Below are 15,600 nucleotides of genomic sequence, written 5' to 3'. Positions count from 1 at the left end.
AATACTCTCTCCCAGTCCTCTTCCGAAAATGCCTCCGGAACCGATGGCATAAAGTCCCTGCAATGTTTGAAAGGTTTCATCTTCATAGGAAGAAGGATCCTTCCAGGCTAAAATTCTGGTAATCTGATAGCCATGGAGCACCTTCATTTTTTGCAACAACAAAGATAGGGGATAAGCGCCAAGATACGCCGCAATCCCTCCTCCCAAGAGCATCAAATGATATTTATAGCTTTTTACCGCAACAAAGAGCATAAACGCCGCAATTCCCGCTACAATCATAGCGGTGGAAAGGTTGGTATAAGCAATGATTGCTGCCGGAACCAGCGCCCAGGCCGCCGCTTTTAACATGGGAACGAAACCGTCCAGCTTCCGTCCCTTATGGGTTAAAAGCGTGGCAAAAAGAATAATAATCGCCGGTTTCATCAGCTCCGAGGGCTGGAAACGCACACCGAAGATAATAATACAACGCTTGGAACCGTGGGAAGCCACACCGATCAGGCTGGTGACAATCACTGCCACAGCGGCAATGGCATAAATCACCAGATTTAATTTGGCAAAGATATGGTAGTCAATAAATCGGGAGGTAAAAAGCATGATAAGAAATCCAAATCCGGCAAAGAAAGCCTGTCGTTTCAGGTAAAACATCTCTCCCAAATTATCTCTTTCCGCGGTATAGGAAGAGGCGGAATACAGCATCAGCAGCCCAAAAAGGGTAATGGAAAAGACCATTACCACCAGGGAAATATCATAAAATCGTTTTAGCCTTCTTTTTCCAGCCACTGATTTCCTCCTCTTACAGATTCTTCACGCAGTCCTTACAGCTTCTTCATCCGGTCTTTACAGGTTCTTCACGCAGTCCTTAAAGATTCTGCCTCTTTCCTCATAGTCCTTAAACATGCCCCAGGAGGCACAGGCCGGACTCAAAAGCACGTAATCTCCGGGATCTGCATAGGCCGCGCAATCCTTCACCGCCTCATCCATATCCTCGGCAAACATCACATTCTGGAAGCCGTTTTTCTTAGCGGTTTCCGCAATCTGATTTCTGGTTTCTCCAATCAAAACCAGGTACTTTACTCTTCCTTTAAACTCCTTAACCCAGGGGTCAAAATCCACATGCTTATCATATCCGCCCCCGATTAAAACCACCGGGCCCGGCATTGCTCTAAGGGCTTGGATTGCCGCATCCACATTGGTACCCTTGGAATCGTTGTAATATTTTACACCGGAACGCTCCCGAACAAATTCAATTCTATGCTCCACAGGTTTGAACTTCTTGCAAACCTTGATAATCTTGTCCATGGGTACGCCCATTTTCAGACCGACTCCTACGGCGCAGAGGATATTTTCATAATTATGCTTTCCCAGCAAATGCACATCCTTGGTGGTGAAAAGCTTCTCCTCCTTATCCGCCTTCTTATAATAGAAGGTATCTCCTCTCAGGAAAAGAGACTCCTTTTCCTTGGTATCCTTCGGCTCTTCCTCGGAAGAAAACCACAGTACCTTCGGCTTTAGACTTCTTTTCTTTCCGAACTTTCGAAGCTCCGGATCCATATAGTTTAAAACGATACTGTCTTCCTCTTCCTGATTCTCCGCAATGGATTCCTTCACCGCAATATAGTTTTTCATGGTCTTGTGTCGATCCAGGTGATCCGGGGTAATGTTGGTGATGGCGGAAACATTCGGCCGAAAATCCACGATGGTTTCCAGCTGAAAGGAGCTGACCTCACACACGGTGGCAGACTGCTCTTCTGTTTCTAAAGCCTCTGCCGTGAAGGGATTTCCGATGTTTCCCACCACATGGGTATCACTGTATTCGCTTTTCAAAATCTCCCCGATAAGACTTACCGTAGTGGTCTTTCCATTGGTTCCCGTTACTGCACAAAGCTTTCCCTTGCTGGATTGGTAGGCCAGTTCGATTTCTCCGATAATAGGGATTTGGGCGGTGGAAAGCATTTTCACATAAGGCTCATCTAAGGGGATTCCGGGACTGATGACAGAGGCGTTAATATGCAACAAATCAGAGGCCAAGAGCTTACCCTTAATCAGGCTTACCTTGTCCTTCTTTTTAAATTGGCTCAGCAAGGCTCTATCCTCTACCTTGGGGTTCTTATCGAAGAAAATCACTTCGCCTCCCATGGCAAGAATCTGCTTTGCCGCCGCAACACCGCTCCGTCCTGTTCCCAAAACCAAAATTTTTTGCTTGTCCATCTTCGTCCCTTTAACCTCTTTGAAATCCCTTTCCCTGTGCTTGTAATTTCTGCAAAGCCCAATCTTCTCCCCTTTAGGCCTGCAAATGTATTTCCCTAAATTTTTCTTGCTCTTTTTTAGCTTTTTCTTTTTGCTTTTTCTTTTTGCTTTTTCTTTTTTACTCTTTCATTTTTTTATAAAATCATAAAGCAGAAAAAACATAGCAAAATCGTAACAATGGTAAAAATTGTCACCACCTTGGTCTCGGACCAGCCCAAGAGCTCAAAATGATGATGTATGGGCGCCATTTTGAAAATTCTCTTTCCATGGCTCCATTTGAAGTAGCTTACCTGGATAATCACGGAAAGCACTTCCACGAAATAAATGAAGGCAAATATCGGAATAAATAAGGCGATTTCCTGCTGAATGGCCATAGCCACCACAAAGCCTCCCAAAGCCAAGGAGCCGGTATCTCCCATAAATACCTTGGCAGGATAGGCATTGAAGCATAAAAATCCCAGAAGTCCGCCCAAAACCGCTCCCATAAGAGGAGCCATATCTCCCGTTCCCAGATGATTTTTCAAGAGTAAGAAAAATACAATCACCGCAGTTACAGAGGAGCAAAGTCCGTCAATACCGTCCGTAAAATTCGCCCCCGTATCGGTAGCGGTAATAATAAAGAGGGATATCGGGAAGAACAGGACCAGTCCCACACTGTAAGCTTCCTTACCAAAGAAAGGAATGCGAAAGGCTCCGCTATATTCCTTGGAATAGAAAATATAGGAGATATACAGGATGGAAATAATCGTCTGACATAGCATCTTCTGCTTTGGATTAAAGCCCTCGGACTGATGCTTTACCACCTTCAGGTAGTCATCAATAAAGCCTACTACACCAAAGCCCATACCCAAAAGGTAGGCCGGTAAAATATGGGGGTAGGTTCCCGCAAAGGGAAGACAGGCTACGCTGATAGCAATCAGAAACAAGATGCCTCCCATGGTAGGCGTTCCCTGCTTTTTCAAATGGCTATTGGGGCCGTCCTCTCGAACCTCCTGTCCAAACTTCAATTGGTGCAGAAGCTTGATTCCCTTTGGCGAAATCAAAAGCATCACCAAAAAGGAAATCCCTAAGCTTATTCCCTCCATAAACATTTTCCTTCCCCCTCATTTCTTTATCTTACAGATGTACTTTCCGTACTTTCCGATGTACTTGGCAGCTCGTCCGGAACCTCCCCCTCGTCTTCCGCCTTCTCGTCTGTATCTACACTTCGCTTGACTACTTTACCCTCTTGTGCATCGGAAGCGCTGCTGTCTTTCTTAGCAGAAGAATTGTTTTCCGTCTTTTCGGAAGCGCCTTCTTTTTTGCCGCTCTGTCCGGCTTCCTCTTCTTCCTTGCTCTGACTTTCTCCCAGAATACCTTCTTCCGACTGCAAGTCCTTGTTCAAAGAGGCATTGGGGTCCGTTTCTCCCTGAGGCTGAATATTTAAGAACTGTAAAGCATCATTCATAATCTTTTGTTCAATCTTGGTGGCAAAGGAAGCGCTGGACTGAGCCTCTCCTTCCAAATTAGGTGTATCCACCACTACATAGACCAAAAGTTGCGGATCCTCCACAGGAGCAAAGCCGCAGAAGGAAACCAGATAGTTTTTCGCAGATCTTGGCAACTTCTGGGCTGTTCCGGTCTTTCCTCCCACATGATAGCCTTGAATCTGTGCGGGCTTTCCTGTTCCTCCCTCTACGGTCTGGAACAAAGCCTCTCGCAAAAAAGCACTGGTATCTTCGGAAACGGTAACCCGCATCAACTCCGGTTGCACATCCTTAATCACCGTACCGTTAGCATTTAAAATCTGCTTTACCACATGAGGCCTGTAATAGGAACCCCCATTGATGACACTGCAAAAGGCGGAGGCCATCTGGATCATGGTAACGTTAAAGTTTTGTCCGAAGGAATTGGTAGCCAGAGTGGTCTTTCCCAAGGTATCCGCCGCATAAACCAAAGAGGAGGTATCCGCCTCTCCCGGAAGGTCCACGGTGGTTTTATCTCCAAAGCCGAATACATGCTGGTACTTTACAAAAGTTTCCGCCCCCTCTGCAAAGGCAGTATTCATCATATAAACGTTACAGGATTGCATCAAAGCCTGCTCCGCATCCAGAGTTCCATGACCGTCTCTCTTATGACAACGGATGTTCCAGGTGTGGACACCGTCACTTAAGGTCACCTTTCCGTCACAGGTAAAGGTGGTTTTCGGCTTAATAACGGATTCCTCCAAAGCTCCCGCTATGGTGAAGGGCTTCACCGTAGAACCGGGCTCATAGGTGTCGGAAATTACGGGGTTTCGCCAGACTTCATTCCAGGCCGCCTGCCTTCCATAGGAAAGAAGCTCCTCCTGGGTAAAGTACTGCCCCACCTCATCTGTAGATATACTTTTGTTTTCATGCTCTCTTTTATATACGATTTGGACTTCTTTTTTTCCAAGCTCCAAAAGAAGACTCTCCGGATATTCCGCATCATTCAGCTTTCTCGGCTCATTTAAGTCGTACTGTTTAGTGCTGGCCATAGCCAGGATTTCTCCGGTTTTCGGATCCATAACAATGGCGGAAGCCACCTTGGAGCCCACATCCTGGGTTTGCCATTCCTGCAAATATTTTTCCACCGTCCTCTGAATGTTGTAGTTGATGGTGGTGACCAAACTGTTTCCGTCGGTGGCTTCCCGAATCACGGATTGGAGCTTCGTATCGGAATCCAGATATCCATAGGTTCTTCCGTTGGTACCGATCAGGCTTTTGTTATAAAACTGCTCTACCCCTGCCTGTCCGCTTTCCCCGTCATCCGTAGTAAAGCCGATGATATTACAAGCTAAATTTTTATAAGGATAATATCTTCTGTACTCTTCTTCAAAATCCAGCCCCTTAATCCGGTCTTTCTTTCCGTCTTTTTTATACTGCTTATTTTGTTCGTCTATATAGTCCAAAAATGCCGTCCGCTTTTCATAGGACAGCCTTTTTTTATACTTATAGTAAGCACTCTTTTTCCCGTCCGGCAAAGCATCCTGCTTGGCAATATAAGCCCTAAGCTCTCCCGCATCCTCTTTGAAAAACTCTTCCACCGCCTTTAAGCTGGCTTCCTCATAACGCTTGTCCTGATAAGAAGTCATGGTTCTGGCGTCCACAATCAGATTATAAACCTTCTGGCTGGTGGCCAAAATGGTTCCGTTTCTATCCATGATGTCTCCTCTTTTGGCAGGAAGCACCTTGGAACCATATTGGGTTTGCCTTTGTCTTAATACCTTTCTGTTAAAAGCCTCGTTGTTGTTTCGTACAATCTGAAACAGGGCAAAGGTCAATAAGAGAAAGAGAATCAGAAAAAAGCAAAAACCGATAATCAGTTTTTCTTGCATATAAAACGGCAGAATTTTCGTCTGCCGTCTTCTTCTCTGTTCAGCTTCAGGATTTGGGGATGTTTTCATACTGCCTTACGTACTCACTTTCCGACTTTTTATACTCTATTACCTGATTTTCCCCCGGATATACCATCCCCAGTTCCTTGGTGGCAATTTCATAGACCTCTTCCGGATTCACGCTGGTATTGATAGCATTCTGCAAAGCGTCATTTTTCTGCCGCAGCTTATCCAAGCGGGTTTTCTCTACCTCAATTTTTCGAATTCTGGTATTTACCTCCGTCTGCAACTGAATGTAATGAAAGCATAAACCGCCCATCACAAACATCATCGCTGTAACGCAAAATACCAAGAACAGATTGGCAGAAGTTTTTTCCTTCAGTCTCTCCTGCTGCAAAATGTGATTCTTCTCTCTTTCCCGAAGAATCTTGGCTCTTTCCTGCATGACCCGTCTTTCCATGCCGGAAGCAGCTCTTTTCTTTCTCTGTTCCTGCTTTTTCTCTATTTTTTTCTTTTCTACTCGCTTTTTTGGGAGATACTGCTCTTTCACGGCCAAGCTTCCTTGCACATATTGCAGCTGTCTCCTCTCTCCCCTTTTCTTCATATACTCCCCTTTATTCCCCCGAAAATATCTTCATGCCCTCTGCTCAGCTTTTCCAATGTCATGAACAGCCGGACAATTTCTGACTCCTTTATGTTCTTTCAAAAATCCTAAGCTTCGCACTTTTTGCTCTGGGATTTTCTTCCATTTCCTCTTCACTTGGACAAATGGCTTTTCTGCTGATGACCTTGCCCAAACTTTTTCTCCCGCAGGTACACACCGGAAAGTCCGGCGGGCAAATGCAAGGATTCTCCACCTCCTTGAAGCTTCGCTTTACAATCCTGTCCTCCAGAGAATGGAAGCTGATAATACAGATTCTTCCTCCCGGATTCAAGGCTTCAATCATGCTCTTCAAGGAATTCTCCAAAACCTCCAGCTCCCGATTTAAGGCAATCCGGATGGCCTGGAACGTTCTTTTTGCAGGGTGACCACCCTGCAGACGAAACTTCATGGGAATGGCATGGGAAATGATTTCTGCCAATTCCTTGGTTGTTTCAATGGGTTTTTCCTGTCTTGCCAAAACAATGTGCTTTGCAATATTTTTTGCAAACTTGTCTTCCCCATAGTCCCTTATGATGTGAAACAAGGAGGATTCGCTGTAGCTGTTCACCAAATCCTTTGCACTAAAGTCCTGTCTTTGATCCATCCGCATATCCAAGGGTGCATCAAATCGATAGGAAAAGCCTCTTTCTTCTTCATCAAACTGATGGCTGGAAACGCCTAAGTCTAAAAGAATCCCGTCCACCTTTTCTATAGAAAGGGAAGATAGGATTTCCGGAAAATGCTCATAATTGTCCCTAATGATGTGAAGCTGCCTGGCAAAGGGCTTTAATCTTTCTGTTGCCGCCAGTATCGCATCCTCATCCTGGTCAATACCGATCAGCTGTCCCTTTTCCCCAAGTCTTTCCAAAATATGGAAGGAATGTCCTCCACCGCCCAGAGTGCCATCCACATAGATGCCATCCTTCTTGATGTTCAGACCCTCCATACATTCTTCAACCATGATACTTTTATGAGAAAATTCCATTATATGCCCATGCCTTCCATGTCTTTAGCCAACTCTTCCGTATCGGAAAAATCATTCTTCTCTTCATAGCTCTCGGCAGACCAGATTTCCGCATAGTCTCCCACACCCAGAAGCATCACATCTTTTTCCAATTCCGCCTTGTCCCGTAAGACCTGTGGAATGAGGATACGTCCCTGTTTATCACACTCCACCGACACTGCACTACCCAGAATATAACGCTTTAACTTTCTTGCCTTTTCACTGGTCATGGGCAAAGCCTGTAACTTTTCCTCCAACTTCTTCCATTCCGGAATTGCGTAGAGGGAAAGACAGCCATCTAATGAACGGGTTAGGAAAAATTCGCTATAACCATCCTCACGGAACTTGGCAGGAATCATCATCCTGCCCTTAGTATCTAAATTTAAATGATACTCTCCCGTAAACATACTTACCACTTTCTCCCACTTTTTCCCACTTCTCCATTATAATACCGAGTTTTCAGGGAAATGGCAAGACAAGATACTAGAATTTTCCCACTTCCTTCCCCTGTTTTTTCGAAAGAACAAAGAAGGAAAATCTCTAAATAGTAAAATGCAGAAAATCGTGAAGAAAAGCCGTAAATTCAAAGCTTTCTCCACTCTATGCTCTCGAAAAAGTCAATACGGAAAGAAGCAACCATGTCAAAAAAGCATAAAAAAAGAAGATGAGCAAAAAGTCATCTTCTTAAAATTTATGTTTTCTATAGATATCCATTTAGACATTTGCAAGGATATTCATTTCGATATTCATTTCGGTAGTCATTTCGATATTCATTTCAATATTCATTTCTATATCCATTTCGATATTTTGCGAATATTTACTTAAACATTGAAACGGAACAGCACCACATCGCCATCCTGCATCACATATTCCTTACCTTCCATCCGAACAAGCCCCTTTTCTCTCGCCGCAGAAAGAGATCCGTTATCCAGCAAATCCTTGTAATTTACCACTTCCGCCTTAATAAAACCTCTTTCAAAGTCGGTGTGAATCTTTCCTGCCGCCTGAGGTGCCTTAGTCCCCTTCTTAATAGTCCAGGCTCTGGTTTCCTTCTCTCCTGCTGTAAGATAAGACATCAACCCAAGCAGAGAATAGGACGCACGAACAATCTTATCCAAACCGGACTCGCTTAAACCAATGGACTCCAGATACTCTCCCTTTTCCTCCTCGGAAAGCTCGGAAATTTCCTGCTCAATCTGGGCGGAAATCACGAAGCTTTCAGAATGGTTCTTCTTCGCATACTCCCGAACCTTTGCCACATGGGGATTACTTCCCCCATCATCCGCAAGACTTTCCTCCGCCACATTGCAGGCATAAATCACAGGCTTTCTGGTAAGAAGCCCGATGCTGTCCAGTAAAGCTCCTTCTTCCTCGTCTGTTTCAAAGTTGATGGCAAGCTTTCCCTCTTCCAGATGAGCATGTAACTTTTCCAAAAGAGCATATTCCTTCTTAGCATCCTTATCATTATTGGCAAGCTTCTTGGTCTTTTGCATTCTTCTGTCCAAAAGCTCCAGATCAGAGAAAATCAGCTCCAACTCAATGGTCTCAATATCTCTGATGGGGTCTACGGAGCCGTCTACATGAATCACATTGTCATCTTCGAAGCAACGCACCACATGCACAATGGCATCCGTTTCCCGGATATTTCCCAAAAACTGGTTTCCCAAACCTTCTCCCTTGGAAGCGCCCCGAACCAGACCCGCAATATCCACAAACTCGATAACCGCCGGAGTGATTTTTTCAGAATGATACAGGTCAGACAAAAGCTTCAAACGCTCGTCCGGCACAGCCACCACGCCCACATTGGGGTCAATGGTACAGAAAGGGTAGTTGGCAGACTCCGCTCCCGCCTTGGTAATGGCATTAAAGAGGGTGGACTTTCCCACATTTGGCAAACCGACAATTCCTAATTTCATATTTTCACTCCTATCTTCTAAATCGACAATTTATGACGAACTTTTCATATGTAATGGGAAATAATAAACCTGAGGTATTATACCATCCCCATGGAGTTCACTCAATAGGACTTTGTCGATCCAGGTTTTATACAACTTTGTCGATCCAGGTTTTATATAAACTGTGCCCACATAATCGGTACACATTCTAGAGATCCATCCTTTTGATAATCCTTTGTGTATAGCAATATTTCACGCATTATTCTTGCATTCTCATAAATATAGCCCAAATTAGCCTGTAACTTACCATTTAAAAGCTTGGAATATATATCATTTTCTGTAAAATCCTTATCTTTAAAGGCAAGAGTAACAAACAGACCAATATCAGCAGTAAGCAATTTAAACATTGTTAAATCCTTATTTTGTACCATGCCCTGTCTCGGATCATTGGCATAATATGCTACCAATACTGTCCCTGAATCTCTCAGTTCATACATCTGCCCTAATATATCTCCAGCTCTGCTCCCTCTCAAAACACTTGATACCTGATACCTGGATGCATTTCCCATGAGCTGAGCAGGAATTGCATCAAAAAGTGCCGATATCTTTCCGCTTGGATCAATCTTACGAAAATCATCCTCCAGAGCCCCGCGAAATTCTTCATAATCTTATATTTCAATACCGCAAAATCGTCAATTTATATTTAGCCATTTTCCTCATATTCGTTAATTGTATTTGCTAAATCGGCTCATTGATTTGCTTTCTGTGAAATTGTTCTATCTGTTGTATAAAACAATCCGATTTTTTTCTATCTAGGATGATACTTACATTTTTCAGCTTATTTAGTTTCTTCTCATGCAAACCATAAAGAACGGGATTCCTAATTTTTATGGTCATCTTCAGACAATGAAACGGACGATTCTTCGTTTTTATTTGTTCTATATCTTCAAGTTTAAATTTAAAATGTAATACACTCCGTCCTCTACTTCCATAAGTATAGTATTGAACAACTTCGTTTTCATAAATTTCTAATTTCACTCCATTTATGAAGAGATAATATCCCATAAACCATACAAGGAGCGGAGCGATAATCAGCACAATGGCTATAATCAGTTTATCTGAAAAGTCAGTATGATAACGCATAAGATACTTCAGTACCCAGATAACAATAAAAGAAAATACTACCATGGATAAGCAGCCTATCCTATTAAAGTTAGACTTGTGAGGATAGGTCAAGACAAGTTTTGGTTCCTCTTGCAAAATATCTAATTTCATATTTTCCCCTGTCTTTCGTATCCTTTCCTTTTTGAAAATTTGTATTTTCATACTCTCTATAGGGTATTGCTCGGCAACTAAAATTACCATTAGAGGTCGAACTTCTTGACTCCTACAAATGTGCTACCGGATTAAGGTATGCATACATTATATTACTCAATCATTATTCTTAATTTTCTTGCACTCCCTATCACATCTTCCCATTCTAATGCACCTACGTAATAGTTCGTTTTACGGTAGTTATTCCATAGCTGCTTCATTGTTTCATCATCAGCAATTTTATTGATAACATCATCTATTGTCCTAATCAGCTCAATGGACCCCCTTTTCTTGCAAGTAGCATAAAATGCAGCTTTCATTGTATCTCTGTCAATAGTTTCTGCATCTTGCTCAAGTAATACACGTATATCATAAAAATCTCTCATTCTGGTATTCGCTTCTGCCCTTATCATGATAGTTTCCAGCTTTTCCGCAAGAAGCGTTTCCAAATTGTAAGCCCAAAGATCAATTGATCTGTCCTCAATGATAAGTGGTAACTTATATTCAATCGCTCCCGGTGTAATCTCATCACCGGTTGAAATATCCATCTTAATGGTCTGCTTTAGCTTATCCATAGTGCAGTCTATCATAAAACGAAGACCTTCATACTCGTGGCCTTCCATAATATCCTGCACCTTAGTTATATGAAATAAAACTCCATCCTCTAAGCCAATTGCCATTATTTCTTCCAAAATTTTTTGTGCTGAGCTTTTATTTAGTGGAAGTGATTTTACGGTAGTATCTACATCCATAGTTGAACGCATATCAACGCCCACCAAAGAAGACACCAGAAGTCCTCCCTTTAGTACAAAGTTATCTCTATACTTTGATAAAGAAACTCTCTCCAGAAGTCTTTCCATCAGATATATTCTTAGCATTATCTGGAATTTGTCACTGTTTCCACCTGCTTTGTTTTTTATCTTTGCCTTTACAGCTGTAGCGCTTTTCATCATAGTAATACCTCTGTATATTGTCTCACCTTATCCGAAATTCCCATGATGCGAGCATATTCCATGAGCTTATGGATATTTTTGTCACTACCCGAAAAATAAGTTCTCAAAGCCATCTGGAATACTTGAATATCCATTCTATTTTTATTCTTGATAATATCACAAATACAGCGCTCTCTATCATAGATTCGTACTGTATTACCGATAAAGGTCTTCTCCTCTGTCAAGCCAAGCTCTATCCATTCCGGTCTTACAGTATGAACTATAATACCTTTATCTTTTAGATGTTTCGCATTATACCCTCGTCCAACAGTAACCACCGGTGCAAAAGGTTCTCTATCGGAAAGATTATGAATATACAAAGCTGTCTCATGAGAAAAAATAATTTTTCTATTTCTAAGCTGAATCAAATATAGTCTATCTTCCCATGCATCAGGCGAGATATATATGCCGGGAGCCACCTTTTCCATTTCCCTCTTACGGACATAATCCAGAACTGCAGATTTTGATACTCCTTCATTTTGAGCATCAATTAATCGAATATATCCATTCTGTTCTTCAAGTAATTGATCAAAGATATTTACTTCGTTCATATGAGCACCCCCATTCGCTATAATTTTAAAATTTAGTAGCGAAAAGGTCAATACTTTCTCGCTACGATAATATCTTTGTGTAGCGAGAAAGTATGTATCTATTCAGACCATCTATATTCTCTTATCCTTCAATTTTTGCCGAGATCATTCCTTTCTTAAGACTGCCGCTAACTGCGATGCTGTGTCCTAAGAAAAGCGCATCATCATCAAGATAAGCGTTAAAGGAACCTCCTGCTGTCACCCAAAGCAAACTTAGACTGATTCTTTTTGCAAAGCTTTCTTCTGTAATTAAAGCAGCCTCTTCTTCAGATTCTGCCCATTCACAGGCAAGTTTCGTAAGCTCTTTGGCAGCAAAACTACGCAGGTCCGCATCCCATTTTTCCTGTTCCAAAACCATTGTTTTCAGAAGATTTTTCGCCTTTGTTATACCGCTCTTATTATCCTTGTCTACATATAAGGAAATATGAATCTTGCCACGAAGCCAGGCTATGTTTCCCTCAAAGCTTTTAAGCAGCTTATCATAAGTTAGCTCACCCAATACATCATCCTGCAAAACCACGGGTTTTCTATATTCTATAAGTATTTTTTCAAGCTCCGGACAAACTGCATTTTTCTCAAGAACTTTTACCACTAAAAAATAGTTCTTTGCAGGCAAAGCTCCCTCAGGAACTTCCTCAGGCAGCTTTTCACGCACCCTTAGTTTGTAAATGGTTTCCTCTTCAAACTGAAATGGAGGCTCCTCCTTGTCCATAACCGGAAATTCGAGCCGCCCTTCTTCTTTGTGAAGCTCTCCTGTTTCACAGTCCACATAGGCTAAGAAATACTCATCCCATTCCCAAAACCCATTTCGGAGACTTCCTCCGCCTCCTTCATGCCTTAGGACAATGATTTCTCTTTCCTTTTTCTCAAAAGAATCTTCCCATTCTGAAAGCGTCAATTTATTTCTACGCCTCATGTACTCCAGTAGGTTCATACTTTTCCTCCGATAAAGCTATTTATCCGTCAACGGAAAAATGTTCCGGCTTCTCAAATGTATCATTTGAAAATTCAAACTCAAAGATATGGCAATCATCAAAGCTCTGGTCGCAGTAAGTCACTGTTTCCTGATTATAGTCAATGATAGGTTTCCCAAGATTTTTTTTAACATCTTCTTTGCTTATATCTCCGTACATTATCCTAAGGTCAGGCAACATAAAGTCAATTATTCGATCCAAATTATCTTTATAATTCTTTGCTAATGCTTTCACCTTATTTATATATTGCTCTTTAGGCTCTTCATCCCAAGAAAAAATCAAGTCTTCATACTGATAAACGTACTGCCGCAAGCTTTCATCAAATTCCATGCTTTCCTCCATGCAATTCCAAATGATTTCAAAGCATCGATACCTTTCGGATGAACCTTCCTCTTATCGGACAAAATTTGTAGCTATCCCCTCTTCTTGCTCCGGTAAACCGTATTTTTCTTTTCCAAGGGCAATGCTCTTCATTAAAAAAGCCATATTTCTTGCCAGGGTTCTCATGGTTTGCAAGCCTTCCAAATCTTCCTTCGCCTCTCCTTTTTCGCATCCGTGCACGCTGTTCCAGTATTGACTGGAGGCTACCGGCATTCCCGCGATTGTGAAATACTTATTTAATTCATCAAAGGTGGCAGATAAACCGCCTCGTCTTGCCACAACCACACTGGCGCCCACCTTCATGGTCTTATCAAAATGTGTACTGTAGAACAGTCTGTCCAGACAGGCAATCAGGGTAGCATTTGCGGAAGCGTAATAAACCGGAGATGCCAGCACCAAAGCATCTGCCGCTTCAAACTTCTCTGCCAGCTCATTTACAGGGTCATTGAAGACACATTTTCCATTTTTATAACAATATCCACAGGAAATACAGCCTCGTATATCTTTATTTCCAATTTGTACCACATCTACTTCTATACCTTCCTGCTCAAATATCTTTACCATCTCCGCGAGGGCAATGCTTGTATTGCCCCCGATGCGAGGACTTCCGTTAATCATCAATACTTTCATAAAATCTTCTCCTGATTTTTTTGTATCTCCTGTATAGGCATTTCTGTTATGCACTTCCTGTTATGCTTTTCCTGTTATGCACTTCCTGCTATGCATTTCTGTTATACATTTCCTGTTATGTACTACCTGTTATATATTTCTATTACGCCCTTACAGTGATTCCCTGAAAATCTCTGCAATATCCTTCTCTAAAAGGGGCGCCCAGGCCTCTTCCAGGCCTTCATTTTCAGCAACATGCTTTGCCATTTCATCGATTCTCTTCTCATCAATTCCCACATCTTTAAGATGCATAGGAATGTTAATGGATTCGAAGAACTTGTAGGTTGCATCAATTGCCTGCTCCGCAATCGCAAACTTATCTTGCTTCTCATCGATTCCGAATACATTTACGCCATATTTTACAAAACGCTCCACCGTCTTTTCATTTAAGATATGCTTCATCCATCTCGGAGTGATAATGGCCAAGCCCTCTCCATGGGTAATATCATAGTAGGCGGAAAGCGCATGCTCCATGCCATGGCAAGGCCAGCCGGATTCACTGTTTCCAAGGGAGTAAATGCCGTTACAACCATAGGTACAGCAAAGCATCATCTCTGCCCTTGCCGTATAGTCTTCCGGATTCTCCAAACATTTCCTTGTATTAATCATCAGGCTCTTTAAGGCCGCTTCCATAAAACCGTCATTTAAGAGGGTAGAGTCCTCACAGAAATACTGCTCCATAATATGATTCATGGCATCCGCACAGCCTGCTGCGGTTTGTTTTTTAGATACTGAGAAGGTATAAGTCGGATCCAAAAAGGAAACCGCAGGGTAAAGAAGGGGATCACTATAGCTCGTCTTATCATTGGTCTCCGTTCTGGAAATCACACCTCCTGCATCATATTCACTTCCTGTTGCGGAAAGCGTAATAATATCCACAATCGGGAGCGCTGCCTTGGCTTTCACCTTATAAGTAATCAAGTCCCAAGGGTCTCCCTCATATTTTGCTCCTGCGGCAATGGCCTTAGTGCAGTCCAGTACACTGCCCCCTCCCACCGCAAGAATCACATCAATCTGCTTTTCCTTACAGATTTTCACCCCATCCAATACGCTGGGATCATACTTGGGATTGGGTTGAATATCGGGAAGCTCATAAATCTCATAGCCCTTTAAAAGCTCCTTTACCTTGTCATAAAGTCCAATCTTTTTGATACTTCCGCTTCCGTAGCTAAGCAGAATCCTTTTTCCGAACTGCTTCATCACTTTCGGAAGTTCTTCAATCACGCCCTTTCCGAAGATGAGTCTTGTCGGTGTCTGATAATCAAAATTTTGCATGGTTAACCTCCTGTATTCTCTTCCGATTTTATTGTGTCATTTATCGGGTCATTTATTGGGTCATTTATCGGGTCATTTATTGGGTCATTTATCGGGTCAGCTTGAACCGATAGAAGCTTTCCACATTTTCCTCTGATTTCCTTTGTTCTACTTTAACTCAAGATAGATTATATTTTAGCCCCCACATATTTGCAAATTCAAGCTTTATTTCGCTTACAGCTCGTTCTGTTATATTTCCATTTTTCATTTATACAGGCGTTTAAATCAAGATAAAAAAATA

General features: G+C 42.3%; 16 protein-coding genes. All 16 read right to left on the bottom strand.

Annotation, left to right across the window (positions count from 1 at the left end; translation table 11 throughout):
• Positions 1–780: FtsW/RodA/SpoVE family cell cycle protein (locus ACO4PX_RS03495; protein WP_485571462.1), on the bottom strand; the 780-nt coding region annotated here is incomplete at its 3' end.
• 57 nt (positions 781–837) lie between these two features.
• Positions 838–2,208, bottom strand: coding sequence for a UDP-N-acetylmuramoyl-L-alanine--D-glutamate ligase (gene murD / locus ACO4PX_RS03490; RefSeq protein ID WP_314328559.1), 1,371 nt, complete (start codon positions 2,206–2,208; stop codon positions 838–840).
• Positions 2,209–2,381: 173 nt separating this feature from the next.
• Positions 2,382–3,338 (bottom strand): phospho-N-acetylmuramoyl-pentapeptide-transferase, encoded by a 957-nt coding sequence (gene mraY / locus ACO4PX_RS03485; RefSeq protein ID WP_314328558.1) that lies wholly within the window; start codon positions 3,336–3,338, stop codon positions 2,382–2,384.
• A gap of 20 nt (positions 3,339–3,358) precedes the next feature.
• Positions 3,359–5,653 (bottom strand): peptidoglycan D,D-transpeptidase FtsI family protein, encoded by a 2,295-nt coding sequence (locus ACO4PX_RS03480; protein ID WP_485571460.1) that lies wholly within the window; start codon positions 5,651–5,653, stop codon positions 3,359–3,361.
• Positions 5,631–6,188 carry a septum formation initiator family protein gene (locus ACO4PX_RS03475; RefSeq protein ID WP_315377059.1) on the bottom strand — a complete coding sequence of 186 codons (558 nt, stop codon included), beginning with the start codon at positions 6,186–6,188 and terminating at the stop codon, positions 5,631–5,633. The genes ACO4PX_RS03480 and ACO4PX_RS03475 overlap by 23 nt, the downstream gene beginning before the upstream one ends.
• A gap of 88 nt (positions 6,189–6,276) precedes the next feature.
• On the bottom strand, positions 6,277–7,212 hold the full coding sequence (rsmH, locus tag ACO4PX_RS03470; RefSeq protein ID WP_485571458.1) for a 16S rRNA (cytosine(1402)-N(4))-methyltransferase RsmH: 936 nt from the start codon (positions 7,210–7,212) through the stop codon (positions 6,277–6,279).
• Entirely contained in the window at positions 7,212–7,637 is a 426-nt protein-coding gene (gene mraZ / locus ACO4PX_RS03465; protein WP_183683222.1) for a division/cell wall cluster transcriptional repressor MraZ, read from the bottom strand. Before mraZ ends, rsmH begins: the two co-directional genes overlap by 1 nt.
• A gap of 414 nt (positions 7,638–8,051) precedes the next feature.
• Positions 8,052–9,146, bottom strand: a complete 1,095-nt coding sequence (ychF, locus tag ACO4PX_RS03460) for a redox-regulated ATPase YchF (protein WP_485571456.1) — start codon at positions 9,144–9,146, stop codon at positions 8,052–8,054.
• A gap of 152 nt (positions 9,147–9,298) precedes the next feature.
• On the bottom strand, positions 9,299–9,622 hold the full coding sequence (locus ACO4PX_RS03455; RefSeq protein WP_485571454.1) for a hypothetical protein: 324 nt from the start codon (positions 9,620–9,622) through the stop codon (positions 9,299–9,301).
• Positions 9,623–9,863: 241 nt separating this feature from the next.
• Positions 9,864–10,400 carry a hypothetical protein gene (locus ACO4PX_RS03450; protein ID WP_485571452.1) on the bottom strand — a complete coding sequence of 179 codons (537 nt, stop codon included), beginning with the start codon at positions 10,398–10,400 and terminating at the stop codon, positions 9,864–9,866.
• Positions 10,401–10,552: 152 nt separating this feature from the next.
• Positions 10,553–11,392, bottom strand: a complete 840-nt coding sequence (locus ACO4PX_RS03445) for a nucleotidyl transferase AbiEii/AbiGii toxin family protein (protein WP_485571450.1) — start codon at positions 11,390–11,392, stop codon at positions 10,553–10,555.
• Positions 11,389–11,982, bottom strand: coding sequence for a type IV toxin-antitoxin system AbiEi family antitoxin domain-containing protein (locus ACO4PX_RS03440; RefSeq protein ID WP_485571448.1), 594 nt, complete (start codon positions 11,980–11,982; stop codon positions 11,389–11,391). Before ACO4PX_RS03440 ends, ACO4PX_RS03445 begins: the two co-directional genes overlap by 4 nt.
• A gap of 121 nt (positions 11,983–12,103) precedes the next feature.
• On the bottom strand, positions 12,104–12,955 hold the full coding sequence (locus tag ACO4PX_RS03435) for a DUF2262 domain-containing protein (RefSeq protein WP_485571446.1): 852 nt from the start codon (positions 12,953–12,955) through the stop codon (positions 12,104–12,106).
• 22 nt (positions 12,956–12,977) lie between these two features.
• The gene (locus ACO4PX_RS03430) at positions 12,978–13,325 is read right to left on the bottom strand and encodes a hypothetical protein (protein WP_485571444.1); all 348 of its coding nucleotides are present in this window, start codon (positions 13,323–13,325) and stop codon (positions 12,978–12,980) included.
• A 63-nt stretch (positions 13,326–13,388) separates the two neighbouring features.
• A complete protein-coding gene (locus ACO4PX_RS03425; RefSeq protein ID WP_485571442.1) occupies positions 13,389–14,006 on the bottom strand; it encodes a flavodoxin family protein in 618 nt (205 codons plus the stop codon).
• Between the two features lie 150 nt (positions 14,007–14,156).
• A complete protein-coding gene (locus ACO4PX_RS03420; RefSeq protein WP_485571440.1) occupies positions 14,157–15,320 on the bottom strand; it encodes an iron-containing alcohol dehydrogenase in 1,164 nt (387 codons plus the stop codon).
• Positions 15,321–15,600: the final 280 nt, after the last annotated feature.

It is taken from the genome of Oribacterium sp. (genome assembly GCF_057249185.1).
Note: the sequence above shows the minus strand (reverse complement) of the source record. Positions and strands in the feature narration are given on the sequence as shown.

Bases quoted from the DNA above. Each gene is read 5' to 3' on its own strand.
- ACO4PX_RS03430 (WP_485571444.1), bottom strand. From the start codon at position 13,325: ATGGAATTTGATGAAAGCTTGCGGCAGTACGTTTATCAGTATGAAGAC.
- murD (WP_314328559.1), bottom strand. From the start codon at position 2,208: ATGGACAAGCAAAAAATTTTGGTTTTGGGAACAGGACGGAGCGGTGTT.
- rsmH (WP_485571458.1), bottom strand. From the start codon at position 7,212: ATGGAATTTTCTCATAAAAGTATCATGGTTGAAGAATGTATGGAGGGT.
- ACO4PX_RS03420 (WP_485571440.1), bottom strand. From the start codon at position 15,320: ATGCAAAATTTTGATTATCAGACACCGACAAGACTCATCTTCGGAAAG.
- ACO4PX_RS03435 (WP_485571446.1), bottom strand. From the start codon at position 12,955: ATGAACCTACTGGAGTACATGAGGCGTAGAAATAAATTGACGCTTTCA.
- ACO4PX_RS03450 (WP_485571452.1), bottom strand. From the start codon at position 10,400: ATGAAATTAGATATTTTGCAAGAGGAACCAAAACTTGTCTTGACCTAT.
- ACO4PX_RS03455 (WP_485571454.1), bottom strand. From the start codon at position 9,622: ATGTATGAACTGAGAGATTCAGGGACAGTATTGGTAGCATATTATGCC.
- mraY (WP_314328558.1), bottom strand. From the start codon at position 3,338: ATGTTTATGGAGGGAATAAGCTTAGGGATTTCCTTTTTGGTGATGCTT.
- ACO4PX_RS03425 (WP_485571442.1), bottom strand. From the start codon at position 14,006: ATGAAAGTATTGATGATTAACGGAAGTCCTCGCATCGGGGGCAATACA.
- ACO4PX_RS03480 (WP_485571460.1), bottom strand. From the start codon at position 5,653: ATGAAAACATCCCCAAATCCTGAAGCTGAACAGAGAAGAAGACGGCAG.
- ACO4PX_RS03475 (WP_315377059.1), bottom strand. From the start codon at position 6,188: ATGAAGAAAAGGGGAGAGAGGAGACAGCTGCAATATGTGCAAGGAAGC.
- ACO4PX_RS03445 (WP_485571450.1), bottom strand. From the start codon at position 11,392: ATGATGAAAAGCGCTACAGCTGTAAAGGCAAAGATAAAAAACAAAGCA.
- ychF (WP_485571456.1), bottom strand. From the start codon at position 9,146: ATGAAATTAGGAATTGTCGGTTTGCCAAATGTGGGAAAGTCCACCCTC.
- ACO4PX_RS03440 (WP_485571448.1), bottom strand. From the start codon at position 11,982: ATGAACGAAGTAAATATCTTTGATCAATTACTTGAAGAACAGAATGGA.
- mraZ (WP_183683222.1), bottom strand. From the start codon at position 7,637: ATGTTTACGGGAGAGTATCATTTAAATTTAGATACTAAGGGCAGGATG.